Genomic DNA, 22,889 nt, shown 5'->3' with positions numbered 1-22,889 from the left:
GGTCGTGTTCCGCTTCATCCTGGACGGTTAGCGGTGATGGATCCCTGGTTCTCGACTTCGTCGAGCGTCGGGATGACGTCGAGAGATACTGGCGTCCGGAACAAATTATTGGCGCGACGAGGCGAACAGGCTCGGGCACAACGAAAAAATCCCAAGCAGCCGCGCATGATACGCGGCTGCTTGGGATTTTTTGAAATCGGCGTCGTACGGCGTGAAACAACGGGCCGTACGTCGCGCCGCCCGTCGAAGAGGAGTCATAGGGCAGGCACGAAAGGCGCGGGGCTCCTCCGTCTCAGAAACGAGAGACGGGGAGCCCGGCGCCTTTTCGCGTCGAGCAATCAGCCGCGCAGGAGCTGGAGAATGCCCTGCTGGGCCTGGTTGGCGAGCGACAGGGCCGAGATGCCGAGCGAGTTGCGGGTCGAGAGGGCCTGCGAGTTTGCCGCTTCCTCGTTCAGGTCCGCATTCGTCAGGTTCGCCGCGCCCGTATCGAGCACGTTGATCATCTGCTTGGTGAAGTCCTGCCGGTTCTGCACCACCGCCAGGTTCGCACCCAGCGTCGAGGCTTGGCTCAGAAGCGTGCTGTTGGCGGTGTTGATCGTCGCGACCACAGCGTTGATCGAGTTGCTGTCCTGGAAGTCGGTCTGGCCGATCGCCATCAGGTTGAGGCCCGTGGCGGTGACCGCCGTGCCGGAAACCTTGAGCGAAGAGGTGCCCTTCTCGTTGAAGCTGATGTTCACCGTGTCGCCGGCGAGCAGGTTCGTGCCGTTGAAGCCCGAATCCGCCGCCATCTGGTCGATCTGCGACAGCAGGTTGTTGTAGGTGCTCACCAGACTGTTGCGGCTGTTCGCACCGTCACCGCCGATGATCGCGCTCGAGGTGCTGGAGCTGAACGGGTTGCCGGTGCCGCTCGCCGACAGGGTCAGGTTGTCGGCGCCCGACTCGTTGGTGGTGCTGATCTTCAACGCTCCGGTCACGCTGTCGATGGTCGCCATCGCGTTGGCCGGGGCCAGGGCGGCGTTGAGCTGGTTGAGGGTCGAGACCTGGCCCGGGGCGCTGCCGAAGGTCAGGCTGACGGCGTTGCCGCTGGCGACCTTGACGCTGATCGTCTTGCCGTTGAGGGCGCTCGTAGCGGTCGGAGTGGTGCCGGAGATCGCGCCGACGCCCGAGGCGAAAGTCTTGGTGGTGAAGCCAAGCCGGGACAGCAACGCCGTGGCGGTGCTGCCATCACCCAACGTGATTGCGGTCGCTGAATCCGCCGCCGTAAAGACGAACTTCTGGGCAGCACTGTCGTAGGTGGCGCTCACCGCCCCATTCGTGGCCGTGCTGATTTTCTGCGCAAGCGAACCCAGGGTATCGGTTCGGCTAACGGTGACGGGCTGCCCATTGACATTGAAGGAGTCGCCCGGAGTAAACCCGAGGCCGGTGACGAGCGTGGTCGCCGTCGGCCTGAACACGCCGGCGGTGATCGGAACCGTCGTTCCCGCCGTGCCGGTGAACAGCTTCGTCGTGTTGTTGTCCGACCCGACCACGAACGCGCCGCCATCACCCGTGCCGGTGAGAGTCAGGTTGAGGTTCGGGGCGGTACCAGAAGTGCCGGCGACGACGCTCGATCCGGCGGCCTTCAGCTGAGTGTTGATCGCGGAAGCCAGCGCAGTGGTGGTGGCGGTGTCGGCACCCTTGTTGATCGTGATCGAGACGTTGTCGATCGAGATCGTCGCCGTGGTCACCGAGCCCGACATGTTCAGGGCAGTCTCGATGTCCGTGCCGCCAGCAAACGCGGTGGAGCTCGTGGCGGTCTTGGCCGTGCCGGTACCGGTGGTCGCGCCGATAACATTCTCTGCCGTCGCGACGGTCGCGCCGACCGACAGGAGGTTGTTGGCGGTGGCGCCCGTCAGGGCGGTGGAGCCGACGCTGGCCTTGGCGGTGAAGGCGTTCGAGGACGAGAGGGCCTGCTGAGCGACGGCCTTGAGCTGGTCGGTCAGGCCGCGCAGCTTGGTGATGCCCGTATTGGCGGCCTGGATCGTCTGGATGCCGTTCGACACGCCGTCGAGCAGGTACGTCAGCGACGACGACCGCGAATTCAGGTTCTGTGCGGTGAAGTAGTTCACCGGGCCGTCGAGGGCGGTGTTGACCTTCTTGCCGCTCGAGAGGCGCGTCTGCGTCGTAGACAGCAGCGCGGCCGTATCCTGGAGCGACAGGAGGTTCTGGCGAGTAGCAGCCGAGAGGGTGATGCCGGAGGACATGGAGGCGACCTTTTTGATCGTCGGGCAGGGCGTCTTTTTGACGACGCCGTCACCATCGCCGTTCAGGCCTTTCTTCTTTCTTAAGCCTAACGGGTCGGCCGATCGGGTCCGTCTTGGTATGGTTAATGTTGGATAAATCTGTTGCCGGGGCAGTCGTTTCGGTCGCCGCTACAGTGAATTCTTAATCGTCCGGGCTCTAGCGTCGGGCCCATGGTCACCCATTCCCTCTCTCACGCCCCGCCTCTTGGGCAGCCCTGCCGGGCGCTTCCATCTCTCGATGGGGCGGCGCCGGTCGTGCCGCCCGCGTGGAGTGGCGAGGCACCGGGGCGGGACGGGCGGCGGGGGGCGGCGCGGTCTCCCGCCGGACCGTCGGGGTGACGGACCGGAGGCAACCCAACTCGTAAAGGCGCACCCTTCACCAAGACTTTTACGGACAGACGCCCATGCCCCTGCGCATCCACCTGAAGCCGTTCGAGCGCCTGATCATCAACGGTGCGTCGCTGCGCAACGGCGAGCGCTCGACCAACCTGCTGATCGAGAACACCTGCAAGTTCCTGCGCGAGAGCGAGATCATCCCCGAAAGCGGCGCCGACACCGCCTGCAAGCGCCTGTGCGTCACGCTCCAGCTGATCTACCTCGCCGACCATCCGATGGAGGCCGACGACCTCCTGGTGCGGCAATCGATGGAGATCCTGCGCGGCATGCCGACGAGCGCGCCCTACCTGGTGGCGATCCAGGACGAGCTCGCGAACAAGCAGTATCACCGCGCCCTCAAGATCGGCCGCGAGCTCGTCGCCTACGAGCGCAGCCTGATGGAGCGGCTCTCGGGCGTCACCAACGCCGCCTGACACGGGGTTTCCGGATGCGCCGTTCGGACACCGTCCGACACGTCGCCGCACGATTTTTGCCTGCGCCCGGCCGCAATGGGTGTGATGACGCGGCCATGAGCGACCGCACCCGCATCGACTGGAGCATTCCGGCGCAGCTCGTCGTCTGGCCCGGCGACGACACGGCCGAGCGACCCACCGTCACCTTGCGCGAGGCCGTGGCGGAAGCCGGCCGGATCGAGGGGGCGTGGTGTGGATCGTGCTCGCCGACGGGCACATCCTGCGACCTCACCAGGTCGCCGAATTGCAGGCCGCCTTGCCGCGATCTTGAGCGCTTCCGGTCCGGCTCCTCGCGCCCAGCGACGTCATCGCCCCCAAACCTCCCAAGCCCCGCGCGCGTTGCCCTCCTTCAGACTGGAGGGATGATGCTGATCTTCGAATGGATCGCCGGCGTGCTCGTCGTCGCGGTCCTGCTCGCCGGGGTGGCGCGGCGCCTGGGGGCACCGTTCCCGGCTTTCCTCGCCATCGGCGGGGTGGTGCTGGCCTTCGTGCCGCAGGTGCCGCGTCCCGGCCTCGATCCGGATCTCGCGCTGGCGCTCTTCCTCGCTCCGGTCCTGCTCGACGCGGCCTACGACACCAGCCTGCGCGACCTCAAGCGCAACTGGATGCCGATCGCCGGCCTCGTCGTCGGGGCGGTCGGGGTCACGACGGTCGCGGTGGCGCTGGTAGCGCGCTGGCTCGTGCCCGACCTGCCGCTCGCCGCCGGCATCGTGCTCGGCGCCATCGTGGCGCCGCCGGATGCGGTGGCGGCGCTCTCGGTGCTGGCCCATCTCCGGCTGCCCCACCGCCTCGTCACCATCCTCAAGGGCGAGAGCCTGTTCAACGACGCCTCGTCGCTGCTGATCTACCGCCTCGCCTTGGGGGCGGTGGCGACGGGCTCGTTCTCGGTCGCCGAGGTCGCCCCGACCTTCCTGATCGGCGTCGTCGGCGGGCTCGTCGCCGGGCCGGTCCTGGCGATGCTCTACGTCCGGCTGATGCGCCGGGTCACCGATCCGCCGAGCCTCGTGGTGCTCCAGTTCGTCGCCACCTTCGGCCTGTGGCTCGCCGCCGAGCGGGTCGAGGTCTCGGGCGTGCTGACGGTGGTGAGCTTCGGGCTCACCGTCTCGCGGCTCTCGCCCCAGACCATGCCGGCGCATCTGCGCGTCACCTCCAACACCGTCTGGGAGACGGCGGTGTTCGTGCTCAACGTGCTGGCCTTCGTGCTGATCGGCCTCCAGATCGGCCCGATCCTCGAGGGCCTGAGCCCGGAGGAGCGCCGCCACACGGCGGTCGTCGCCGCGGCGGTGTTCGCCACCACGGTGGTGGTGCGGCTCGCCTGGGTACTCGGCGCCCGGGCCGTCGCCCGGCTCTGGCACCGCCTGTTCGGTCCGGTCGGGCCGGCGCCGATCGGCCTGCGCTCGGGCACGACCGTGGCGTGGTGCGGGATGCGCGGCGTCGTCACCATCGCGCTGGCGCTGGCGCTGCCGGGCGACTTCCCGCATCGCGACCTCGTGGTGCTGACGGCGTTCTGCGTCGTGCTCGGCACCCTGGTGATCCAGGGCCTGACCCTGCGCCCGCTCCTGGCCTGGTTCTCGCTCGGCGACGACGATCCGGTCGGGATCGAGATCGGCCGGGCCCGCGCCGCGGCCTACCGGGCGGCCCGCGACAGCCTGTCCGACGAGACCTCGCCCCATGCCGAGGCCCTGCGGCGGGAATTCGACGCGGCCTTGCGCGAGGCGGAAGCCCATGACGAGGGCCTCGCCCCGGCGAGCCTGCCCGCCGACGGCCTGCGCCGCCGCGCCGCCGAGGCCGCCCGCGCGGTGATCCTCGATCTGCGCGAGCGCGACGAGATCGGCGACGACGCCTATTTCCGCCTCGAGGAGGAGCTGGACTGGACCGAGCTCAGCGCCACCCCGCGGGAGGAGGTGGTGCCGTGACGGCTCCCGGCGCGGTGCCGGGCCGCGCCGGGCGCAAGCCGAAAACGATGGTCAGACCCGCGCGGTTGATTGTATCCCGTTCGGGCTTGAGACCAAAAACCCGCGCCCGGGCGAGCCATGCCGCGCGCGGGGCATAAGAGACGTCAAACGAGCGAGACGCCATGCACGCCACCCGAATGCCCTCCTCGCGGCCGCCCTCCTGGATGGCGCGCTACTTCACGAGCGGGCCCGTCACCTGCATCGAGGACCTGCGCGTGCTCGCCGAGCGGCGGGTGCCGCGGATGTTCTACGACTACGCCGATTCCGGCTCGTACACGGAGGGCACCTACCGGGCGAACGAGGACGACTTCTCCAGGATCAAGCTGCGCCAGCGCGTCGCCGTCGACATGACGAACCGCACGCTCGCCAGCACCATGGTCGGCCTGCCCGTCAGCATGCCGGTCGCTCTGGCGCCGACCGGGCTCACCGGCATGCAGCACGCCGACGGCGAGATCCTGGCCGCGCGCGCCGCCGCCAAGGCCGGGGTGCCGTTCACGCTCTCGACCATGAGCATCTGCTCGATCGAGGACGTGGCGGAGAATACCGACGCGCCGTTCTGGTTCCAGCTCTACGTGATGCGCGACCGGGACTTCATCGACCGGCTGATCGACCGCGCCAAGGCGGCGCAATGCTCGGCTTTGGTGCTCACCCTCGATCTCCAGATCCTGGGCCAGCGCCACAAGGACGTGAAGAACGGCCTCTCGACCCCGCCCCGGATGACGATCCCCAACATCGTCAACCTGGCGACGAAGCCGCGCTGGTGCCTCAACATGCTGCGCACCCAGCGGCGCACCTTCCGCAACATCGTCGGCCACGCGCAAGGGGTCGGGGATCTCCGCTCGCTCTCGTCCTGGACCGCCGAGCAGTTCGACCCGCGCCTCAACTGGGACGACGTCAAGCGCATCCGCGACCGCTGGGGCGGCAAGCTGATCCTGAAGGGAATCCTCGATCCGGAGGACGCGGAACTGGCGGCGCAGAGCGGCGCCGAGGCCTTGATCGTCTCCAACCACGGCGGCCGGCAGCTCGACGGGGCGATCTCGTCGATCGAGGCCCTGCCCGAGATCGTCCGGACGGTCGGCGACCGGATCGAGGTCTTGATGGATGGCGGCATCCGCTCGGGGCAGGACGTGATCAAGGCGCTGGCGCTCGGGGCGCACGGCGTCTTCATCGGCCGCGCCTTCCTGTACGGGTTGGGCGCCGGCGGCGAGGCGGGCGTGACCCAGTGCCTCGACATCATCCGCAAGGAGCTCGACGTCACGATGGCGATGTGCGGCCTGCGCGACGTGCGCCAGGTCGACGAGCGGATCCTGGCCGGCAGGCCGGCTCAGGCGAACCGGCCGTTCTGACGAAACGAGGCTCCGCCCGGCCGCCGGACGACAGGCGGCCGGGCGGAGCGAAGATCCTTACATGCGGTGCATGTGGCGGTGCATCATGCGGTGACGCATCATGTGCCGCCGATGCATCATGTGGCGGCGATGCATCATGTGCCGGTGCATCCGGTGGTGGCGCATCATCCGGCGCTCGCCGCGGGTCATCTGCACCGTCTCCACCATTGGAGCGGCCTGGATGCCGGCCGGGCTCGCCGGGGCGGCGGAGGCCGCGCCGATGCCGAAGGAGAGCGTTCCGAGAACGGCGGCTGCCGCGAGGCCCAGAGTCAGCTTCTTCATCTTGGTGTCTCCTCTTGCGCGGCCCGTCGCCCTCGAGGGCGCGGACCGGCCCGCCGGAGCGGGAGGCTTTTCCCGCTCGGGGCGGGTCACGGGAAAGATTCATCCAACGGTGAAGGTTCCGGCGAAACGATCATTTTTCGTGCGCGCGATGGTTTAAAAAATGTGAGCCGGCGCCGTACCCTCTCGCCGCGCCGCGCGTTTCCCCCCGCATCCCGAACGGATGCCTCGCACGACAGGGAAGGGCGCCAGGCCATGAACGAGGGCATCCGGATCCAGGCCGACGCCGACGGCACCTTCACGCTCTACAGCGACGCCCGGGTGATCCTGCGCGGCCTCACCCGCGAGCGCGCCTATCGCCTTGCCGGTCGGCTCGGCGAGTTCGTGCTGTCCTGACGTCTCGTACCAATGGCCCAAGATGCTGACGCATCGGGCCATTGAGCCATCTCGAATTGTCTATGCCAAGCCAGAGGCTTGACGAAAATTCGAGAACGGAACCAAAGGTCGTTTCCAACGGCCGTTGGCATCACCCGGCCGCCGGCCAGTTCACGGCGGCGGAAAAGTCCTGCGTGTGGTTGCGCACCTTCACGGTGAGAGCGAGGGCGTCGGGCATCGGCCCCTCGCCGAGGGGGACGCGGAACAGGAAGCCGCAGCGGGCGCCCTGGGCGTTGCTGCGGGCTGCGGCCACGTCGTGGCGCAGGTCGCCGGTCTGCGTGACCTGCCGGTGCAGGCCCGCGGTCAGCTCGACCTCGTCGACGTAGCTGCCGTCGGCACCGAGGGACCAGCCGCTCACCGTGAGCATGTTGCCGCGGGTCACGCGGCACTCGTCGATGTAGAGCGAGGCGTTGTCCTTGTCGCCGAGCTGCGACCGGGCCGGGTCGACGTGGCCGGAGATGCGCGAGCCGATCATCATCGCGGCGGCGGGCGACACCCTGGTCCGGCGCCAGCGGATCGGGATCTCCGCGATGGTGTCGTTGGTGTAGCGCAGCGAGCGGGTCTTCGAGTTCGTGACGATGAACAGCAGGCTGTCGAGACCGAATTCCTCGGCGAGCGCCTGCGCCTGGATCAGGTCGTCGGGGTGGTCGTTGCCGTCGAACAGGATGTACTTCCATTCGACGAAGGTGTCGGGGTGGCCGTGGAGCTTGGCCTCGCGCATGAACCGCAGGGCCTCCTCGAGGGAGCCGTTGATGCGGTACTTCCGGTACTCGTCCTGCCGCACCCCGTCGCAGGACACGACCACGCGGTCGATGTAGGTGTCGCCGAGGCTCGCGCGGAAATCGGCGTTCCCGGTCGTCGTGACCTCCTGGATCGTCCCCGGCGAGAGCGCCCGGACGGTCTCGACGAGCTCGCGGAAGTCGGGATGCAGCAGCGGCTCGCCCCAGCCGAGATAATGCACCTCGTCGACCGCGATGCCGGAGCGGACGCAGCTGCGGACGAGGCTGCCGAGCAGGCCCGGCGCGAGGTGGTCGTCGCTCCGGCGCCGTCCCAGCTCCTGCCGGCGCTTGCAGGACGGGCAGGCCAGCCGGCAGTCCAGGGTCGGCTCGACCATGATCCGCACCCGCGATTCCAGCGTGTCCGACGGCCGGTCATGCGGCGAGAAGCAGTCGCAGGTCTCGCACTTGCCCGGCCACGGCACCCGACCGTCCTGGAACGAGCGGCGGATATGCTCGTAGATCGCGCCGCCGAAGACTTGCTTGATCGACCATCCCGGCTTGTTCGCCACGTCGCCGACATGGATATAATATCCATTGCTGTCGTCGCACGACAGATGGCCGTCAGCCTTCAGCGTCAACTGGCGCAGGATGCGGCAATCCATAGGGCGTCCTTCCCGAAAGCGCGGCTGGTCGCCGTCGAGAGGAGCTTACTGGAGCTTTCGCCGATCGTATATGGCTTGCACGTCACGGATGCGCTTGCCGGCCTGGCTCTCGCCGAGGGCGAGCACGCCATCGTGGCTCGAGAGGTCTCGAGGCCCGCATCGCGTCGTGCTCGCGCGACGTCCGGTGGTGGGTTCGCGGAACGGCGGCGTGTAGCGACCGCCCTCGCGCCGCGCCGATGCGGGGGACGAGGGCCGGCTCGGTCCAGTCTCTCACCGGCACGAGGTCGACGCCGTCGAGCGCCGCATCCAGGTCGGAGACCGGCGGATCGCTCGTGGCCGTCGGTTCCGAACAGGGCGCCGGGGAGGAACCGGGCCCGGCCGCGCCGTGATCGCGGCCCGGGTTACCGACGCTCCACGACCCTTCCGGCTCGTGCGCCGCCACACCGGACCGCCGAAGGGCTGCACCGCGCGCGTGACGCCGCGCGGGACAAGGGGCGTTGCGTGGTTCCCGGACGAGCGAAGCGAACGGGTGGAGGCGGCGATCCTCAGACCGGAACCCCGGCCCGCAGGGGCGGGGCTTCCAGCACGGCCCGGTAGGCATCGAGCACGCCCGCCGTCATCGCCTCGACCGTGTAGGCGGCGGCGCGCGACCGCGCCTCGGTGCCGAGGCGCGCCCGGATGACGGGATCGCCCGCCACCATCTCGATGGCGTGGGCGAAGCCCGCATCGTCGTCGGGGGCGATGAAGATCGCGGCCTCGTCCCACAATTCGCGGAAGGTCGGGATGTCGGAGAGGACGAGCGCGCAGCCGGCGCTCGCGGCCTCCAGCACGCCGAGGCCGAAGGGCTCGTAGCGGGCGGCCGAGGCGTAGATCGGGGCGCCGGCGAGCCAGCGCGCCACGTCCTGGTCGCTCAGGCGGCCCAGCGGCCGCAGGTGCCCGGGCGAGAACTGCGCCGCGTTCGGGCCCTTGAGGTCGCCGGCGGCGAGCAGCGGCAGCTGCATCCGGGCGGCGGCCCGATCGAGGGTGCGGGCGTTCTTGCCCTCGTCCCAGAGCCGGCCGGCGGTGAAGGCGAAGGGCGAGGCGGCGGCGCCCGCCGGGCTGCGCTGGCCGCGGGACGCCGCGCTGCGCCGCCCGTTCGGCACCACCCGGGGCGGGGCGATGCCGTAGGTCGCGGCGGTCGCCTCGGCGAAGGCGCGGGTCGGGCTGAGCAGCGTGTCGACCCGCCGGTAGCCCTCCGCCACCAGGCTCGCCCGCCAGGCGAGGTCCGGCGGCAGGGGCCCCGGGCGCATCGCCGCCCACCAGGTGGCGACGCAGGAATGCGCCACCGCCACGACGGGCGCGCAGAAATCGGTGATGGCGGCGAGTGCCGGGCTGTTGAGGTGGATCAGGTCGGCGCCGGCCCGCTCGGCCTCGCGGGCGACGAGCGCAGCGGCGGCCTCGACCTCGCGGCGGGTCAGCGCGGTCCAGTCGAGGCTGGCGCCCAGCGGGCACAAGGCGAGGCCGCGGATGGCGCGGGCGGCGCGGAGCTGGTCCTGGCTCGGCTCGGGGCCGAGCACCGCCAGGGTGACGCCGACGCCCTGGCGGGTCAGCTCCTCGGCGAGGTCGAGCCCGTATTGCCAGATTCCACCGACCGCATCGACGGTCATGAACAGGTTGAGGGCCGGCGCCCCCCGATAGGGGAGGGGGCGTCCGGCCGGGGCCGTCAGGCTGGGCAGCATGCCGCCTCCAACTCGCGCAACGAGGCCGGCCGTTCGTCCTGGATGTCGCCGAAGCGGTCGAACGGGCCGAGGTGATGAGCGTGGACGCGCTCGAGCGGCACCTTGCAGGCGCCGATCTGCAACGGACGGTGCGGCGAACGGCACCCGGGACAGATGCTGTTCTCGAAACTCCAGGCCGGGGTGACGAGGGCGATTCTCAAAGCGGCTGTCCTGGGCCGGGAACGGGCATCTCAGTGACCGGGGGAAACCATCGGAGAAGTGGCAGGGCCGCTCCGGACGACAAGGGCTTTTCGCCCGGATGCGGTTAAGCGATTGATACCAATGAGGCGCAGGGCATGACGCCGGTGCATGGCGCCGGATCGACCATGCCGTCGGCGCAGGCAGGCGCCTGGAACTTCGGTGCGTTTCGTGCGTGACCGGGGCCGGCATGGCGATCCGCGGGCACCTTTCCGTGCGCCGGCCGATCGGCGCGAGATCCTGCCGCGAGGGCTGGGGCCGAGGCGGCCCGAGACCGGCGTCGGGCCGCCTCGCGTCGGAGCCGCCGTGCCGAGGCGCCGCTCCTCGCATTCCCCCAGATCGAGGAGGCCGACGATCCGCCCGATCGCGGCGGAAATCCGGCGCGGCGACATGGCGTTGCCCGGACCCCCGCTCGGCCCGCCACCTGCCCGCTCCCCGCCGGCGCCGCGCGCTGGGCCGCATCGCCGATCACGCCCGGTGATCGGGATGGTCTGCGGCGCCCGTCGTGCTCCCCGATCCGCCGGCCGTCGCCCGCCGGTACGGCCCGGCTGTATTCACGAGGCGGGAGCGCCGCGAACGGGTGTCATCGTTCTGGCGTCATTCAGCCGGATTGATCCAAGACAGACCAGTGGGATAGCCCCCATCCGGCGCCCGGCGCCGCCTCCCGTTCCGGCCCCTCCACCGAGTTCACGCGCCCCCCATGTCCCTCGCTCCCTCGTCGCACGATGCGGTGCCGGCTGCCCCCGGCGCGGACCTCGCCCAACGGCAAGAGACGCAGCAAGAGATGCAGCAAGAGGCTGCCAGCCTGCGCCGCCGGCGCCTGGCCCTGTTCCTGCCGACCGTGGCGACGGCCCTCGCCCTGGCGGCGGCGGCCCTCGCCGGCACCGGCGTGCCGGACGGGCCGCTGGAGGCCGCGGTGCTCGCCCTGTTCTGCCTTGCGATGGCCTGGCAATCCTACATCGCCTGGACCTACCTCTACGGTGCGGTCGCCGCCGGCCTCGGAACGCGGGTGATGTCGCGGGTGGAGCGGCAGGCCGCCGCGATCGCCCCGCAGGCGAGCGGCCGCAGCCGCACCGCGGCCGTGGTGGCGATCCATGCCGAGGATGCGGCCGCGGTCTTCGCGGCGGTCCGGGTGATGGCCCGGTCGCTCGCCCGCACCGGCGGCGACGGGCGCGACCTCGACCTCTTCGTCCTCAGCGACACCCGCGACCCGGAGATCGCCGCGGCCGAGGAGCGCGAATTCGCGGGCATCCAGGTCTGGCGCGAGGGGGCGGGGCCCGGCCTGCCGGCGATCCGCTATCGCCGCCGCCAGGAGAATTCCGGGCGCAAGGCCGGCAATATCGGCGAGTTCTGCGCCACCTACGGCCACCAGTACGACTTCATGATCGTGCTCGACGCCGACAGCCTGATGACCGGCGCCGCCATGCGCCGCCTGGTGCGGCTGATGGAGGACAACCCCCGCACCGGCCTGATCCAGACCGTCAGCTACGCCGCCGGCCGCGACACCCTGTTCGCCCGCATCCAGCAATTCGCCGTCCGCCTCTATGCCCCGCTCTCGATCCGGGCGCTGGAGACCTGGCAGGGGCCCGACGGGGGCTATTGGGGCCACAACGCCATCCTGCGGATCGCGGCCTTCGCGGAGAATGCCGAGTTGCCGGTCCTGCCGGGCCGCGCGCCGCTCGGCGGCGAGATCCTGTGCCACGACACCGTCGAAGGGGCGTTCCTGCGCCGGGCCGGCTGGGAGCTGCGCCTCTTGCCGGAGGAGCCCGGCACCTGGGAGGAGATGCCCACCAACCTCACCGACCTGCTCGGCCGCGAGCGGCGCTGGTGCCAGGGCAACCTCCAGCATCTCGGCATCATCCGACTGCCCGGCCTCACCGCCGGCAGCCGCTGGCACCTCGGCGCCGGCATCCTGTCCTATCTCGCCTCGCCGGTCTGGGTGGCCTTTCTGGGCCTCGGCACCTGGCAGGCGATCCGCAGCGGCGATCTCGGGCTCATCGCCTACGGGCTGACCGGCGAGGGCCCGGCCGCGGCGATCCTGGCTGCCTTGAGCCTCACCGTCCTGGCCCTGCCGAAGCTCCTCAGCCTCGGCCACGTCCTGCTCTCGCCCGAGCGCCGCGCCGCCTTCGGGGGGACCCGGAATCTCCTCGTCAGCGCCGCCCTCGAACAGGCCCTGTGGGTGCTGCTGTGGCCGGTCATGACCCTGTTCAATGCCGGCGCGGTGGCGACGACCTTCGCCGGGCGGGTGGTGCGCTGGGACAGCCAGGTGCGCGACGACCGCCGGGTGCCGTGGTCCGAGGCCTGCCGGCTCCAGGCCGATTCGCTGGTGGCGGGCATCGTGCTCGCGGCGGCGCTCGCCTACGCGGCCGATCCATGGCTGGCCTTGTGGATGGCCCCCCTCGTCCTCGCCCTCGTGGCGAGCCCGGCGCTCAGCGTGCTCACCAGCCGCGCCGATCTCGGCCAGGCGGCGCGCCGGCGCGGCCTGTTCCTCACCATCGACGACACCGCCCAGGCCCCGGAGCTGCGAGACCTCGCGATGGCCCGTGCTGCGCCGCCTTCGCCCGCGCGGGCACAGTCGGTCCGTGGCGAGGCACCGGTCTGGCTCGCGACGGCCACGGACGATGCGAAGGCGTCGCCGCCGCGCTGAGGCACCGGGCAGGTCTCACTTCGCCGGCTTGCCCAATACCTTGAGCGGGTCGGTGCGCTGGCTCGGCGAGGGCTCGGCGGTGAGGCTGTCGGCGCGCTCCTCGGGCCGGCCGCGGACGCTGCCGGTGGTGGCGGGGCTGCCCTGGCCGGCGGTGGCGCGGTTGGTCGGGCTCGTCACCGGCACGGCGCCGCTGGCGAGTTCGAGGCAGGTCAGCATCTCGACGTAGCTCGGGAAGCCGCCGGCGCGCGATTGCTGCGAGCACTGGGTCTTGGCCGGGCCGGAGAACTGGCCCCAGCGCTTGCGCAACTCGTCGCCGGCCGAGCGCTCCGAGCGCAGGCAGCCGTCGGAGCCGGCCTCCTGGCTGACCGAGGCGCGGCCGGGGGAGTTGCAGGTATGCTCGATGTCGAGCCGCGGCGGACCATCCGCCGCGACGAGGACGAGCTGCGCACCGAGGAGCGCGAGGGGCATGGCGGCGGGCATGGCGGGTCTCCCGTGAGCTGGAGAAGAAAAAGCTTCGCCGGTTCAACGCGCAGACCGCGCCGGAAGCTCCCTCAGCCCTGCCGCAGGGCCTGATCGAGATCCGCGAACAGGTCGTCCGCATCCTCGATGCCGACGGAGAGGCGCAGCAGGTCCGACGGGCAGGGGGTGCTCGGGCCCTCGATCGAGGCGCGGTGCTCGATGAGGCTCTCGACGCCGCCGAGCGAGGTGGCGCGCTTCCACAAGCTGACCCGGGCCGCCGTGCGGATCGCCGCGGCCTCGCCCGCCGCCACCCGGATCGACAGCATGGTGCCGAAGCCGCCGGTCATCTGGCGCGCCGCCACCGCATGGCCGGGATGCTCCGGCAGTCCCGGATACAGGACGTGGCTGACGGCGGGATGGGCGGACAGGCGCCGCGCCAGGTCGCCGGCATTGGCCATCTGGGCGTTGATGCGCACGTGGAGCGTGCGCATCCCGCGCATCAGCAGGTAGGCCTCGAACGGCCCCAGGATCGCGCCGTTGCCGGAGCGGATGCGCTGGATCCGGGTCCAGAACGCGTCGGCCTTCGCCCCGGCCAGCGCCCCGGCGATCACGTCGGAATGGCCGTTGAGGACCTTGGTGGCGGCGTGCATCACCACATCGGCGCCCAGGGACAGGGGCCGGGTCACCACCGGCGAGCTCGCGGTCGAATCGACGGCGAGCCGCGCGCCGGCCGCATGCGCGATCTCGGCCGCTCCCGCGATGTCGGTGACGGTCCAGAGCGGGTTCGAGGGGGTCTCGAGCCAGACGAGCTTGGTCTCTCCGGGCCGCACGGCCGCTTTCAGGGCCTCGAGGTCGTCGGTGGCGACGAAATCGACCTTCAGCCCCCAGCGGGTCGCCTCCTCGGACAGCCAGCGGCGCAGGGCCCAGTACATCACGGTCGGCGCCACGATGTGGTCGCCGGGATCGAGGGCGCCGAACACCGCCGTGGCGGCGGCCATGCCGGAGGAGAACAGCAGCGCGCCGGCCTCCGCCTCCTCCAGCATCGCGATCACGGCCTCCGCCTCGCGCACGGTGGCGTTGTCGGGCCGGCCGTAGACGTAGCCGGAGGAGTACTGGTTGTCCTCGTCGCGGATGTAGGTGGTGGCGACGTGGATCGGCGGCACCACGGCCTTGGTGATCGGATCGACGTGGCCGAGCGCCTGCGCGGCGAGGCTCTTCTTCGACCAGTGGCGCGGGGCGTGGCTCATGCCGGGACTCCAGGGTGCGGGGGATGTTTTGCTCCCCCGCCGCCCTTGCAGAACCGGTGCCGGCGCGCAACCTCCATCCCGGTATAGCACCCGAGCCGAAGATGCCGCCGACCGCAACGCTGACCGATCCGAGACCCGTCCTCTCCCCCGTGCCGCGCCTGCTGGCGGCGATCGCGCCCGTCGCCGCGGTGGCGGTTCTGGGGAGCCTCGCCACCACGCCGAACATCCCGACCTGGTATGCGGGCCTCGCCAAGCCCGGCTTCACGCCGCCGAACTGGCTGTTTCCGGTCGCCTGGACGATCCTCTACACGCTGATCGCCTTTTCGGGCTGGCGGGTGCTCGGCACCGCGCCTGCGACGGGGGGCCTGCGCCGCACCCGGACCCTCGCCCTGTGGGCGTTCTTCGTCCAGCTCGCCCTCAACGGTGCCTGGACGCCGGTCTTCTTCGCCCGGCACGACATCGGCGGCGGCCTCGTGGTGGTGGCCGCCCTCCTGGTCATGATCCTGTGGACGATCCGGCTCTTCGCCTCGCTCGACCGGATCGCCGCCCTCGTCCTCGTCCCCTACGCCGCCTGGGTCGCCTACGCGACGGCGCTCAACGCGGCGATCTGGTGGATGAACTGAGGGTGCAGACACCCGCGTTCGTCCTGCCCGCAACCTCATCCTGAGGTGTCAGCCCATCGAAGATGGGCTGACCTCGAAGGAGGGCTCCAGATAGCTCTGCGATCCCTGGAGCCCTCCTTCGAGGCCGCTGCGCGGCACCTCAGGATGAGGTCGCAGATAGGGCGAGCGAGCCCCCCGGTTCTTGGGCACGGGGGGCCCTCACGGCACCAGAACGATCGCCCCGGTGACGCTCCGCGCCTCCGCCGCCTCGTGCGCCTCCACCACCTTCTCCAGGGGGAAGCGGGCGCCGATGTCCACCGCGACGTGGCCGCGACCGATCGCGTCGAACAGGTCGGCGGCGTTGGCCCGGAAGGTGGCCGGGTCGGCATTGTGCGGGAAGACCGAGGGGCGGGTGAGGAACAGGCAGCCCTTCTTGTTCAGGAGTTCCGGGTCGATCGCCGGCGACGGGCCCGAGGCGGCGCCGTAGGAGACGACGAGGCCGAACGGCGCGGCGCAGTCGAGGGACTTCACCAGCGTGTCCTTGCCGACCGCGTCGTAGACCACCCGCGCCTTGGCGCCGCCGGTCGCTTCCAGGAAGGCCTTGGGCCAGTCGGGATCGGTGAGGTCGATCACCGCCGCGCAGCCGGCCTTCCGCGCCGCATCGCGCTTGCCCGGCGAGCCGGTGGTGCCGACGACCGTGGCGCCGAGCGCGGTCGCCCAGCGGGTCAGGATCTGGCCGACGCCGCCGGCGGCGGAATGGACCAGCAGCAGGTCGCCCGGCTGCACCGCATGGGTCTTGCGCAGGAGGTACTGCGCCGTCATGCCCTTGAACAGCAGGGCGGCGGCGGCCTCGTCGGTGACGCCTTCCGGGACCCGCACGAGCTTGGCCGCCGGCACGTTGCGCCGGTCGGCATAGGCGCCGACCCCGGCATTCATGTACGCCACGCGGTCGCCGGGCGCGAATTCCGTGACGTCCGGCCCGACCGCCTCGACCACGCCCGCCGCCTCGAAGCCGAGCCCGGTCGGCCGCTCCAGCGGGTAGACGCCCCGGCGCTGGTAGATGTCGATGAAGTTGAAGCCGATGGCGGTCTGGCGCAAGCACACCTCGCCGACGCCGGGTGCGGGCAGATCCCCGTTTTGCAGGCTCATGACCTGCGGCGGGCCGAACTCGGTGAGCACCACGCGGCGTTGGGTCGTCATGTCGGGTTCCTCCCTCCGATCCGTCCCGCTCGTGCGACCCGGTCGGGACGCGGCCGGCGAGGCGATAAATCCGGGCCCGCCTTCGACGTTCGAGACCCGGCGTTCGACGTCGTCCCGGGGCGAGGGCTTGCCGGGAACCCCGGATCCGTCACCGCCGGCGCCGGGCGGCGTGCCGCCGCATGCCGAGTCGTCGCGCGCCGGCGATCCCGTGTTCCGCTGCACGGCCCAGGATGACACGGAGGGCGTCGAGATGGTCGGGAACAGCACGCGTCCTGTGATTGCGACGCTTCGCCGTGGCGGCGTCAGCGCGCCGCCACCACCCCGGCGCTGCGCAGGGTGCGGGACACCGTGGCGCGCATGTCGGCGAGGGTGAAGGGCTTCGTCAGCACGTCGGCCACGATGGCGTCGAGGCCGCGGGCGCGCTCGCGCTGGTCGGCGAAGCCCGTCATCAGCAGGATCGTCAGGTCCGGGTAGTCGCGCTTGGCCGCGAGCGCCAGGGCGATCCCGTCCATCAGCGGCATGCGGATGTCGGTCAGCATCAGGTCGAAGGCGGTCTCGGACAGGCGGTCGAGACCGTCGCTGCCGTCGATCGCCGTCACGACCGTGTGGCCGTCCATCTCCAGCCCGCGCTTCAGGAAGCCTCGGATCGGTTCCTCGTCGTCGACCAGCAGGATGCGCGCCATGTCCTCTCGTCTCTCTGGGCCGAAAAACCGCGCGGATACGGCAGATGTGATCGGCCCAGCGGCACCGGGTCAAGCCACTGCGGCAGCTAAGGTTCCGATTTCATGCTGCCATGCGGAACGAAACCCGGCCGCGTTGCAACCGCGCATCGCTCCGGGCCCGCGATCCCGGGCCCGGATCTCCTGGTCCCGAAGCCCTAACCCGAAAGATTCTCATCCTTGTCGAACAGATCGGGGCCGCCGTCGCCGTAATCGACGAGGCCGACATAGGGCAATTGCCGGAAGGCGTGGGCCACGTCCATCCCGTACCCGACCACGAACACGTCCGGGCAGGTGAAGCCGACGTAATCGGCATCCATCGTCACCGCGCGCTTGCCGGGTTTTTCCAAAAGGACGGTGGTGAGCACCCGCCGCGCCCCGCGGGCCATCAGCAGGTCCTTGGCGTAGACGAGGGTGCGGCCGGATTCGAGAATGTCGTCGATCAGCAGCACGTCGCGGCCGCGCACCTCGCTCTCGACGTCGCGCAGGATCGCGACCTGGCCCGACGACACGGTCGCGGCGCGGTAGCTCGACAGGTGGATGAACTCGACCTGCGGTGCGAGGCCAGCCCGGTGCAGCGCCCGGATCAGGTCGGCGGCGAACATGAAGCTGCCCTTGAGCACCGCCACCACCAGGAGGTTCTCCAGGGGCTGGCTGGCGATGGCGCGGGCGATCTCCTCGTTGCGCTGGGCGATGGCGGATTCGTCGAAGAGGACGCGGACGCGGGGCAGGGGCGGGGTCATCGGTCTTTCGGGTTCGCCTGGGGGTTCATCGGAGCCCTCAGGCTGACCGCAGAATCCCCGCTGTCAACCGCGGCAAAGCGGACCAGCACCGCGCGCCCCTTCGCCGGGGCGTTCGGCAGCTCGGCCCGGAAGCGGGCGGATTCCTCGGGCTCGAGCCGGTCCCGCGGCGCCTCGGTGGTCCAGCGGTAGACGACCTGGCCGTGCTCGTCGCGCAGCTCGACGCGGAGAGGCGGCACCGGCACCGTGTCCTTGGAGGCGCTCACCACGTCGCCCTCGACCACGAGGCGGCCGACGCCCGAGGCATCCGGCACCTGGTAGGCCGCGACGTCCCGGAAGGTCAGGCCGCGCAGGTTCACCGGCAGGCCGATGCCGGCATAGAGCCGGGCGGTCTGGGGCAGGGCGCGCACGATGTGGGTACGTCCCGCCGGCATGAGGGCCAATCCGATCGCCGCGCAGCCCGCGACGGCGAGCGCCGCCACGGCGAGGCGCCGGCGCGAGGGTGCCGCCTTCGCCGTCGCGGTGCGGGGGCCGGCCCGGCGCGGCGGGGCGGTGTCGGCGGCCGAGAACACCGCCTCGCCGGTGGGCGAGAGCTCGAGGCCCGGCTCGGGCGGGGGGGCGGCGACGAACCAGGGTTCGCGGCAGGCCGCGCAGCGCACGGTGCGCCCGGCCGGGCCGATCTGCTCGGGATCGAGCGTATATTCGCTTGCGCAGGCGGGGCAGACGATCAGCATGGCGAATCAGTCGGGCGCGGCACCGGGGCCGGACCACGACTCCTCACGCCACAGCCTTAATGCGTGGTAAAGCGGCGCGGACTATGAGGCGCCGGCGCATCGAAATCGCCCGAGCGCCCGCGGATCGGGACGCCTCGTGAGGCGATCGCGCAGGGAGACCGGATGGACGCGAGAACGGAAAGGGGAGCCGGACGCAGCCTGCTCGGCGGGATGGACGAGCCGGTGGTCCGGTTCGAGAATGTCGGGATGCGCTACGGGGTCGGCCCCGAGATCCTGAGCGACATCAGCTTCACCATCGCGCCGCACTCGTTCCAGTTCCTCACCGGCCCGTCGGGCGCCGGCAAGACGACGCTTTTGCGCCTGATCCTGCTTTCGGTGCGGCCGAGCCGCGGCCTCGTCTCGGTGTTCGGCGAGGAGGTGAGCGGCATCTCAAGCGGCGCGCTCACGTCCCTGCGCCGGCGCATGGGCGTGGTGTTCCAGGATTTCCGCCTGCTCGATCACCTCACCACCTACGAGAACGTCGCCCTGCCTCTGCGCGTCCAGGGCCGGGCCGAGACGAGCTACCGGGCCGAGGTGGTGGAACTGCTGCGCTGGGTGGGCCTGGGGGAGCGGATGCACGTGCTGCCGCCGCTCCTGTCGGGCGGGGAGAAGCAGCGCGCGGCGATCGCCCGGGCGCTGATCGCCCGGCCCGAACTGCTGCTCGCCGACGAGCCGACCGGCAACGTCGATCCCCAGCTCGGCCGGCGCCTGCTGCGCCTGTTCGTCGAGTTGAACCGCCTCGGCACCTCGGTGCTGATCGCCACCCACGATTTCGCCCTGATGGACCTCGTCGACGCGCGCCGGTTCGTGCTCGGCAACAACCGCCTGCGGATCGAGGGATGAGCCGCGGGGAGACGCATCATGTCTGACGGAGCCACCCTGGAGCGGGCGCCGCGGCGCGAGGCCCCGGCCTCCGACCTGCCGCCCACCCTGCGCCGCAACGCAGCCCTCGTGCCGACCGATACCAGCGCCGGCCGGGCGCTCGCGGCGGTGATCGCGATCCTGACCTTCCTCGCCGCCCTCTGCGCCGGGGGCGCCGAGATCGTCGCGTCGAGCGCGGCGCAGTGGCAGGGCTCGGTGGCCCAGGAGGTGACGATCCAGGTCCGTCCGGGACCGGGCCGCGACACCGACGCGGACGTCGCCAAGGCGGCGGCGCTCGCCGCCAGTACCCCCGGCATCGCGGCGACGCGGCCCTTCACCAAGGCGGAATCGGAGCGCCTGCTGGAGCCCTGGCTCGGCAGCGGCCTCGATCTCGGCGACCTGCCGGTGCCCCGCCTCATCACGGTGCGGCTCGGCTCCGGCACGCCCGATCTCGGCGCCTTGCGCCAGCGCCTCGCCGAGGCCCTGCCCGGGGTGGCGAGCCTCGACGACCACGCGCTCTGGCTCTCGCGCCTCTCGACCATGGCCAACACCGTGGTGGGCGTCGGCGTCGCCGTGGTGGCCCTGGTGCTGCTCGCCACGGGGCTCGCCGTCACCTTCGCGACCCGCGGCGCCATGGCGGGCAACCGCGAGGTGGTGGAGGTGCTGCACTTCGTTGGCGCCGACGCCGACTTCATCGCCCGCGAGTTCCAGCGCCGCTTCTTCCGCTTGGGCCTGCGCGGCGGGGCGATCGGGGCCGCCGCGGCGCTCGCGGTGATCGGGGCCGGCGGCGCCCTCGCCCGCCTCTGGCGCGCGGGACCGGCAGGCGACGAGATCGAGGCCCTGTTCGGCGGCTTCGCCATCGGCTGGCGCGGCTATGCCAGCGTGGTGCTGATCGGGGTGATCGCCTCGATCGTCACCGCGGTCGTCTCGCGCCTCACGGTGCGGCGCTTCCTCGATTAGGCCAGCCCGGCGACAGCCTGGGGCGGTAGCGTCGGTCCGTGCCCGCTCTTCACAAGGAGCGCCGGCTCCGGTGAACGAATCGCCCTCCCGGGCGGTTGCCTCTCGGCCGCCGTAATCGGCACTATGCTCGGCACGGGTGAGATGACCTCGCGGATGCAGCGCGACATGACAACGCGAACCTGGGACGTGGTGGGCTGGTCCTGGTCGGGCGACCGACCGGGAGGAATGCCGCCTGCCAGGCTCCCGCTGTCCCACGCTCCCGATCCCGAACCGTTCGATTCCCGGCCGCCGGGCCCGAAACCATCGTCCTGGAGCCTGCGCCGTCGCCTGGCCGTCGGCATCGCAGGAGCGGGCCTCGCCGCCGGGATCGCGCTCGGCCTCGGCTTCCTCGCCTTCGTGGCCAACCTCGCCCGGTCTGAGCAACTGCCGCTCGGCCCCTCCGACGGCATCGTCGCGCTCACCGGCGGCGCCCAGCGCATCGAGGATGCGATGAACCTGCTCGCCGGCGGCTATGGCCGGCGCCTGCTCATCACCGGGGTCAACGAGCGCACCAGCCGCGACGAGATCGCCCGGCTCAACCCGGGCCAGCAGCACCTGATCGATTGCTGCGTCGATCTCGACTACCGGGCGCGCAACACCATCGGCAACGCCATCGAGATCCGGCGCTGGATGCGCGAGAACGGCTTTCGCAGCGTCGCGGTGGTCACCTCGAACTACCACATGCCCCGCACCCTGGTGGAGCTCGACCACGCGCTGGCGGAGGGCCATCAGGTGGTGCCGCACCCTGTCGTCCCGGAGGGGATCGACCCCGACCAGTGGTGGCGCCACCCGGCCTCGGCGCGGCTGCTGGCCTCCGAATACGCGAAGTTCCTGGTCGCCTGGCTCCGCACCCAGTTCGAGACCGACCCCGAGCATTCGCGGGCGGCGGTGCTGGTCAGCCGCGGCCATCCGGTGAAGGTGGTGGCCGAGCCGCTGGTGCGGTGACGGGTGATGTCGATTGGCCTGACGCCCACGAACACGATCCAGGAGGCTGCGGGGGTGCGGGAGCGACGGCCGAGCGCCTGACCCCTCCCCCTCTGCGGGGGGGTGGCCTACGGAGTAGGCCGGGAGAGGGGACGACGCTTCCGGATAAGGCGGAACTGTTCTGAAGGGCGCGAACTGAATCAGCGTCGCGCTGCCCCTCTCGGCGGGACTTCGTCCCGCTGCGCTCACTGCGTTCGCCACCCTCCCCCGCAGAGGGGGGAGGGTTCGAGCGCGGCGGCCGTCGCTCTCGCACCTGCGCAGCTTGCGATGTCGGTTTCGTCAGTCGGCTCGAACGGGATCGATCGAAGCCGACCGCCTCACCGCCCCTTGCAGCGGCTCCGCAGCAGCTCCGAGAACTCCTTCTCCGAGCCCTGGACCTGCGCCAGGCGCTCGCTGCGCTCCGACCCCGAGAGGCAGCGGCCGTAGACGGTGGCGGCGCGGCGCATGGTGTCGACGTGCTGGCGCCAGCCGCGGCAGCGGTCGGCCTCGCTGTCGCCGATCGTCTCCAGGCGCTCGATCGCCGTCCGCTGCGAGGATTGCGCCACCAGGAGGTCGCGGGCGCAGGTGCCGTCGGTGGCGTGCGCGCCGAGGGGCGCGGCGAGCAGGAACGCCGCCGCGCAGAGGGAAATCCGCATGGTCACGCCGGCTTCACGTCACGCCGCCTGGGCGGGGGATTGGGTCAGGAGGGCGTAGAGCGCGTCGGCGTCGCGGGCGGCGCGGATGCGGTCGATGATGCCGGGCTCGCGCAGCACCCGGGCGACCCGGGCGAGCGCCTTCAGGTGGTCGGCGCCGGCGCCCTCGGGGGCGAGCAGCAGGAAGGCGATGTCGACCGGCTGGCCGTCCAGGGCCTCGAAATCGACCGGGCGCTCCAGGCGGGCCATCAGGCCGAACAAAGTGCCGAGCCCCGGCAGCTTGCCGTGCGGGATCGCCACTCCCTCGCCGATGCCGGTCGAGCCGAGGCGTTCGCGCTGGAGCAGCGTCTCGAAGATCTCGCGCTCGTCGAGGCCCGGCAGGTGGCGGGCCGCCTGGGCGGCCAGCTCCTGCAGAACCTGCTTCTTGCCCTGCGCGCGCAGCGCCGGGAGGACCGCCTCCGGCTTCAGGAATTCCAGCAATGGCATCGAGACCGCTGCCTCATCGG

Annotated in this window: 22 protein-coding genes; 9 read left to right on the top strand and 13 right to left on the bottom strand. The window is 71.1% G+C overall.

Going from position 1 to position 22,889, the window contains the following annotated elements; translation table 11 throughout:
• Window positions 1-338: 338 nt before the first annotated feature.
• Complete coding sequence (locus F1D61_RS17935) at window positions 339-2,243, bottom strand: flagellin (RefSeq protein ID WP_203153026.1); 1,905 nt, start codon at window positions 2,241-2,243, stop codon at window positions 339-341.
• Window positions 2,244-2,686: 443 nt separating this feature from the next.
• Here F1D61_RS17935 and F1D61_RS17930 point away from each other — a divergent pair, with 443 nt between their 5' ends.
• From F1D61_RS17930 to F1D61_RS17920, 3 genes are all read left to right on the top strand, one after another.
• The gene (locus tag F1D61_RS17930) at window positions 2,687-3,091 is read left to right on the top strand and encodes a flagellar biosynthesis repressor FlbT (RefSeq protein WP_203153025.1); all 405 of its coding nucleotides are present in this window, start codon (window positions 2,687-2,689) and stop codon (window positions 3,089-3,091) included.
• Between the two features lie 404 nt (window positions 3,092-3,495).
• Window positions 3,496-5,046, top strand: a complete 1,551-nt coding sequence (locus F1D61_RS17925) for a cation:proton antiporter (RefSeq protein WP_203153024.1) — start codon at window positions 3,496-3,498, stop codon at window positions 5,044-5,046.
• Window positions 5,047-5,249: 203 nt separating this feature from the next.
• Complete coding sequence (locus tag F1D61_RS17920; RefSeq protein ID WP_203159132.1) at window positions 5,250-6,431, top strand: alpha-hydroxy acid oxidase; 1,182 nt, start codon at window positions 5,250-5,252, stop codon at window positions 6,429-6,431.
• A 57-nt stretch (window positions 6,432-6,488) separates the two neighbouring features.
• Here the strand turns inward: F1D61_RS17920 and F1D61_RS17915 are convergent, their stop codons facing one another.
• Window positions 6,489-6,752: a hypothetical protein gene (locus F1D61_RS17915; protein WP_109960633.1), complete on the bottom strand. Its 264-nt coding sequence runs from the start codon at window positions 6,750-6,752 to the stop codon at window positions 6,489-6,491.
• A gap of 252 nt (window positions 6,753-7,004) precedes the next feature.
• Between F1D61_RS17915 and F1D61_RS17910 the strand changes: the two genes are divergently transcribed.
• On the top strand, window positions 7,005-7,145 hold the full coding sequence (locus F1D61_RS17910) for a hypothetical protein (protein ID WP_203153023.1): 141 nt from the start codon (window positions 7,005-7,007) through the stop codon (window positions 7,143-7,145).
• 130 nt (window positions 7,146-7,275) lie between these two features.
• Here the strand turns inward: F1D61_RS17910 and F1D61_RS17905 are convergent, their stop codons facing one another.
• The 3 genes from F1D61_RS17905 to F1D61_RS17895 form a co-directional block, all read right to left on the bottom strand.
• The gene (locus F1D61_RS17905) at window positions 7,276-8,565 is read right to left on the bottom strand and encodes a radical SAM protein (protein WP_203153022.1); all 1,290 of its coding nucleotides are present in this window, start codon (window positions 8,563-8,565) and stop codon (window positions 7,276-7,278) included.
• 545 nt (window positions 8,566-9,110) lie between these two features.
• Window positions 9,111-10,283: a glycosyltransferase family 4 protein gene (locus tag F1D61_RS17900; RefSeq protein ID WP_203153021.1), complete on the bottom strand. Its 1,173-nt coding sequence runs from the start codon at window positions 10,281-10,283 to the stop codon at window positions 9,111-9,113.
• Window positions 10,268-10,483: a hypothetical protein gene (locus tag F1D61_RS17895; protein WP_203153020.1), complete on the bottom strand. Its 216-nt coding sequence runs from the start codon at window positions 10,481-10,483 to the stop codon at window positions 10,268-10,270. The genes F1D61_RS17900 and F1D61_RS17895 overlap by 16 nt, the downstream gene beginning before the upstream one ends.
• An 821-nt stretch (window positions 10,484-11,304) precedes the next feature.
• On the opposite strand from F1D61_RS17895, the gene mdoH reads away from it, so the two are divergent.
• Window positions 11,305-13,167, top strand: coding sequence for a glucans biosynthesis glucosyltransferase MdoH (gene mdoH / locus F1D61_RS17890; RefSeq protein WP_246775393.1), 1,863 nt, complete (start codon window positions 11,305-11,307; stop codon window positions 13,165-13,167).
• Window positions 13,168-13,182: 15 nt separating this feature from the next.
• Here mdoH and F1D61_RS17885 read toward each other — a convergent pair whose 3' ends face one another.
• Window positions 13,183-13,647 (bottom strand): hypothetical protein, encoded by a 465-nt coding sequence (locus F1D61_RS17885; protein ID WP_203153018.1) that lies wholly within the window; start codon window positions 13,645-13,647, stop codon window positions 13,183-13,185.
• A 71-nt stretch (window positions 13,648-13,718) separates the two neighbouring features.
• Window positions 13,719-14,873 carry a trans-sulfuration enzyme family protein gene (locus F1D61_RS17880; RefSeq protein WP_203153017.1) on the bottom strand — a complete coding sequence of 385 codons (1,155 nt, stop codon included), beginning with the start codon at window positions 14,871-14,873 and terminating at the stop codon, window positions 13,719-13,721.
• A gap of 101 nt (window positions 14,874-14,974) precedes the next feature.
• Between F1D61_RS17880 and F1D61_RS17875 the strand changes: the two genes are divergently transcribed.
• A complete protein-coding gene (locus tag F1D61_RS17875) occupies window positions 14,975-15,496 on the top strand; it encodes a TspO/MBR family protein (RefSeq protein ID WP_203153016.1) in 522 nt (173 codons plus the stop codon).
• A gap of 198 nt (window positions 15,497-15,694) precedes the next feature.
• On the opposite strand, the gene F1D61_RS17870 is transcribed toward F1D61_RS17875, so the two are convergent.
• The 4 genes from F1D61_RS17870 to F1D61_RS17855 all read right to left on the bottom strand — a co-directional run bounded on the left by F1D61_RS17870 (window position 15,695) and on the right by F1D61_RS17855 (window position 18,868).
• Window positions 15,695-16,675, bottom strand: a complete 981-nt coding sequence (locus F1D61_RS17870) for a quinone oxidoreductase family protein (protein ID WP_203153015.1) — start codon at window positions 16,673-16,675, stop codon at window positions 15,695-15,697.
• A 302-nt stretch (window positions 16,676-16,977) separates the two neighbouring features.
• Entirely contained in the window at window positions 16,978-17,358 is a 381-nt protein-coding gene (locus F1D61_RS17865) for a response regulator (protein WP_203153014.1), read from the bottom strand.
• Window positions 17,359-17,552: 194 nt separating this feature from the next.
• A complete protein-coding gene (hpt, locus tag F1D61_RS17860; protein ID WP_203153013.1) occupies window positions 17,553-18,137 on the bottom strand; it encodes a hypoxanthine phosphoribosyltransferase in 585 nt (194 codons plus the stop codon).
• A complete protein-coding gene (locus tag F1D61_RS17855) occupies window positions 18,134-18,868 on the bottom strand; it encodes a zinc-ribbon domain-containing protein (protein WP_203153012.1) in 735 nt (244 codons plus the stop codon). Before F1D61_RS17855 ends, hpt begins: the two co-directional genes overlap by 4 nt.
• Window positions 18,869-19,030: 162 nt before the next feature.
• Here F1D61_RS17855 and ftsE point away from each other — a divergent pair, with 162 nt between their 5' ends.
• From ftsE to F1D61_RS17840, 3 genes are all read left to right on the top strand, one after another.
• Window positions 19,031-19,750, top strand: coding sequence for a cell division ATP-binding protein FtsE (gene ftsE, locus F1D61_RS17850; protein WP_203153011.1), 720 nt, complete (start codon window positions 19,031-19,033; stop codon window positions 19,748-19,750).
• Window positions 19,751-19,768: 18 nt separating this feature from the next.
• Window positions 19,769-20,728, top strand: coding sequence for a cell division protein FtsX (locus tag F1D61_RS17845; RefSeq protein ID WP_203153010.1), 960 nt, complete (start codon window positions 19,769-19,771; stop codon window positions 20,726-20,728).
• 165 nt (window positions 20,729-20,893) lie between these two features.
• The gene (locus F1D61_RS17840; RefSeq protein WP_246775392.1) at window positions 20,894-21,712 is read left to right on the top strand and encodes a YdcF family protein; all 819 of its coding nucleotides are present in this window, start codon (window positions 20,894-20,896) and stop codon (window positions 21,710-21,712) included.
• Between the two features lie 356 nt (window positions 21,713-22,068).
• Here F1D61_RS17840 and F1D61_RS17835 read toward each other — a convergent pair whose 3' ends face one another.
• A complete protein-coding gene (locus tag F1D61_RS17835) occupies window positions 22,069-22,386 on the bottom strand; it encodes a hypothetical protein (RefSeq protein WP_203153009.1) in 318 nt (105 codons plus the stop codon).
• A gap of 18 nt (window positions 22,387-22,404) precedes the next feature.
• Window positions 22,405-22,869 carry a PTS IIA-like nitrogen regulatory protein PtsN gene (ptsN, locus tag F1D61_RS17830; protein WP_203153008.1) on the bottom strand — a complete coding sequence of 155 codons (465 nt, stop codon included), beginning with the start codon at window positions 22,867-22,869 and terminating at the stop codon, window positions 22,405-22,407.
• Window positions 22,870-22,889 lie beyond the last annotated feature (20 nt).

This window comes from Methylobacterium aquaticum (genome assembly GCF_016804325.1).
GTDB lineage: Bacteria > Pseudomonadota > Alphaproteobacteria > Rhizobiales > Beijerinckiaceae > Methylobacterium > Methylobacterium aquaticum_C.
Note: the sequence above shows the minus strand (reverse complement) of the source record. Positions and strands in the feature narration are given on the sequence as shown.

Bases quoted from the DNA above. Each gene is read 5' to 3' on its own strand.
- F1D61_RS17935 (WP_203153026.1), bottom strand. From the start codon at position 2,243: ATGTCCTCCGGCATCACCCTCTCGGCTGCTACTCGCCAGAACCTCCTG.
- F1D61_RS17930 (WP_203153025.1), top strand. From the start codon at position 2,687: ATGCCCCTGCGCATCCACCTGAAGCCGTTCGAGCGCCTGATCATCAAC.
- F1D61_RS17925 (WP_203153024.1), top strand. From the start codon at position 3,496: ATGCTGATCTTCGAATGGATCGCCGGCGTGCTCGTCGTCGCGGTCCTG.
- F1D61_RS17920 (WP_203159132.1), top strand. From the start codon at position 5,250: ATGGCGCGCTACTTCACGAGCGGGCCCGTCACCTGCATCGAGGACCTG.
- F1D61_RS17915 (WP_109960633.1), bottom strand. From the start codon at position 6,752: ATGAAGAAGCTGACTCTGGGCCTCGCGGCAGCCGCCGTTCTCGGAACG.
- F1D61_RS17910 (WP_203153023.1), top strand. From the start codon at position 7,005: ATGAACGAGGGCATCCGGATCCAGGCCGACGCCGACGGCACCTTCACG.
- F1D61_RS17905 (WP_203153022.1), bottom strand. From the start codon at position 8,565: ATGGATTGCCGCATCCTGCGCCAGTTGACGCTGAAGGCTGACGGCCAT.
- F1D61_RS17900 (WP_203153021.1), bottom strand. From the start codon at position 10,283: ATGCTGCCCAGCCTGACGGCCCCGGCCGGACGCCCCCTCCCCTATCGG.
- mdoH (WP_246775393.1), top strand. From the start codon at position 11,305: ATGCAGCAAGAGGCTGCCAGCCTGCGCCGCCGGCGCCTGGCCCTGTTC.
- F1D61_RS17885 (WP_203153018.1), bottom strand. From the start codon at position 13,647: ATGCCCGCCGCCATGCCCCTCGCGCTCCTCGGTGCGCAGCTCGTCCTC.
- F1D61_RS17880 (WP_203153017.1), bottom strand. From the start codon at position 14,873: ATGAGCCACGCCCCGCGCCACTGGTCGAAGAAGAGCCTCGCCGCGCAG.
- F1D61_RS17875 (WP_203153016.1), top strand. From the start codon at position 14,975: ATGCCGCCGACCGCAACGCTGACCGATCCGAGACCCGTCCTCTCCCCC.
- F1D61_RS17870 (WP_203153015.1), bottom strand. From the start codon at position 16,675: ATGACGACCCAACGCCGCGTGGTGCTCACCGAGTTCGGCCCGCCGCAG.
- F1D61_RS17865 (WP_203153014.1), bottom strand. From the start codon at position 17,358: ATGGCGCGCATCCTGCTGGTCGACGACGAGGAACCGATCCGAGGCTTC.
- hpt (WP_203153013.1), bottom strand. From the start codon at position 18,137: ATGACCCCGCCCCTGCCCCGCGTCCGCGTCCTCTTCGACGAATCCGCC.
- F1D61_RS17855 (WP_203153012.1), bottom strand. From the start codon at position 18,868: ATGCTGATCGTCTGCCCCGCCTGCGCAAGCGAATATACGCTCGATCCC.
- ftsE (WP_203153011.1), top strand. From the start codon at position 19,031: ATGGACGCGAGAACGGAAAGGGGAGCCGGACGCAGCCTGCTCGGCGGG.
- F1D61_RS17845 (WP_203153010.1), top strand. From the start codon at position 19,769: ATGTCTGACGGAGCCACCCTGGAGCGGGCGCCGCGGCGCGAGGCCCCG.
- F1D61_RS17840 (WP_246775392.1), top strand. From the start codon at position 20,894: ATGACAACGCGAACCTGGGACGTGGTGGGCTGGTCCTGGTCGGGCGAC.
- F1D61_RS17835 (WP_203153009.1), bottom strand. From the start codon at position 22,386: ATGCGGATTTCCCTCTGCGCGGCGGCGTTCCTGCTCGCCGCGCCCCTC.
- ptsN (WP_203153008.1), bottom strand. From the start codon at position 22,869: ATGCCATTGCTGGAATTCCTGAAGCCGGAGGCGGTCCTCCCGGCGCTG.